Here is a 1,872-nt window from a genome sequence, read left to right as displayed (position 1 = left end):
TGGTAGACGATCACCGAGGCTTGGGCGTCGTTGATGATGAACTCCAGTTCCTGCGCGCTGAGCCGGAAGTTCAGCGGCACGGCGATGGCGCCCAGCTTGGCGCAGGCAAAGAAGGTTTCGATGAAGGCCGGACTGTTGATCATCAGCAGACAGACGCGGCTGCCCTGGGTGACGCCCTGGCCGGCAAGCACGTCAGCCGCCTGGTTGACCCGGCGATCCAGCTCGGCGTAGGTCACCCGGTCATCGTGATAGACGAGAGCCTCGGATTGCGGACGATACCCGGCATGGTAGCGCAGCCAGTCGCCGATGCCGCCGATGTAGTGGGAGCCGAGGCCGGGGGCAGCCTGTTGTAGTTGTTGTTGGCCGGGGGTAAAACCCATTGCGCTACCCTCTTGTTTATTGTTCTCCCAAGGCTAGACCTAACACTTGGTCAAATTCAAGATAGACACTAGACTAATTTGACCGAGTGATTGGTCTCATGACTGAATAATCCGGCCTGCCAATCCACTGGCACCGCTCCCTGCCCACACGCCAACCCGTTCCGCAAGCGAGCCGCGTCAGCAACAACAATGAAAACAATGAAGCAGAGGGCCTTGAACCCCCTCGACCAACGGAGAGCAGCATGCGTTACACCACCGAGCACAAGAGCCTCTACGACTCCGTCAGCAGATTCGTTGCCGCGGAAATCAACCCTCACGTGGACGAGTGGGAGGAAGAAGGCATCTTCCCGGCCCGCGAACTGTTCCGGAAAATGGGCGCCAAGGGCTTGCTCGGCATCACCAAGCCCGAGACCTTTGGCGGCATGGGGCTCGACTGGGGCTATGAGCTGGCCTTTTGCGAAGCGATGGGCGAAGTGAACTGCGGCTCCATCCCCATGGCCGTAGGCGTTCAGACCAACATGGCCACGCCGGCCCTGGCCAAGGTCGGCTCCGACGAACTGCGCCAGGAATTCCTGGCGCCAGCGATCGCCGGTGACTACGTGGCCTGTATCGGCGTGTCCGAACCGGGGGCGGGTTCTGACGTGGCCTCCATCAAGACCACCGCCCGCAAGGATGGCGATGATTACCTCATCAACGGCGGCAAAATGTGGATCACCAACGGCACCCAGGCCGACTTCATGTGCCTGCTGGCCAACACCGGAGACGGGCCGGCTCACAAGAACAAGTCGCTGATCGTCTTGCCCATGAACGCGCCCGGGGTCACCGTAGCCCGCAAGCTGGACAAGCTGGGCATGCGCAGCTCGGACACCGCCCAGATCTTCTTCGAGGACGTGCGGGTGCCCCAGCGCTACCGCATCGGTGAAGAGGGAATGGGGTTCATCTATCAGATGCAGCAATTCCAGGAAGAGCGCCTCTGGGCCTCCGCCAGCCTCATTCGCTCCTTGGAGAAGTGCATCGATGAGGTGGCAGACTACACCCGCCAGCGTATCGCCTTCGGTAAGCCGCTGCTGCACAACCAGAGCATCCATTTCCGCTTGGCCGAATTGCAGACGGAAGTGGAGCTGCTGCGCGCCCTGGTTTACCGGGCCACCGAGGGGTACATCAACGGCGAGGACATGACCCGCCTGGCCTCCATGGCCAAGCTGAAAGCCGGACGGCTTGCCCGGGAAGTCACCGACAGCTGTCTGCAATATTACGGTGGCATGGGTTTCATGAACGAGACCCTGATCACCCGCCTGTACCGGGACCTGCGCCTGGTCTCCATCGGCGGCGGTGCCGACGAGGTCATGCTGAGCATTCTGTCCAAGTTCATGGGAACCCACCCGGGCGGCCAGTAAGCCGGCCAAGTGAACTTCGAACTTCGAGCTGTCAGGGACGATGGCCCGCGGCCAGTTGCCATACCCGATCAGTCAGATCATCCAGGGAGAGCCCG

At 61.4% G+C, this 1,872-nt stretch carries 2 protein-coding genes; one reads left to right on the top strand and one right to left on the bottom strand.

What is annotated here, in order from left to right; all coding sequences use genetic code 11:
* Positions 1-380 (bottom strand): AMP-binding protein (locus NA637_RS24840; protein ID WP_256075219.1); only part of this gene is annotated, 380 nt, incomplete at its 3' end.
* Between the two features lie 242 nt (positions 381-622).
* Between NA637_RS24840 and NA637_RS24835 the strand changes: the two genes are divergently transcribed.
* Positions 623-1,777 (top strand): acyl-CoA dehydrogenase family protein, encoded by a 1,155-nt coding sequence (locus NA637_RS24835; protein ID WP_256075218.1) that lies wholly within the window; start codon positions 623-625, stop codon positions 1,775-1,777.
* Positions 1,778-1,872 lie beyond the last annotated feature (95 nt).

The organism is Stutzerimonas stutzeri (genome assembly GCF_024448935.1).
In the GTDB taxonomy this organism is placed as follows: domain Bacteria; phylum Pseudomonadota; class Gammaproteobacteria; order Pseudomonadales; family Pseudomonadaceae; genus Stutzerimonas; species Stutzerimonas stutzeri_AO.
The sequence above is the reverse complement of the archived record's forward strand: the minus strand, read 5'-3'. Positions and strand labels throughout refer to the sequence as shown.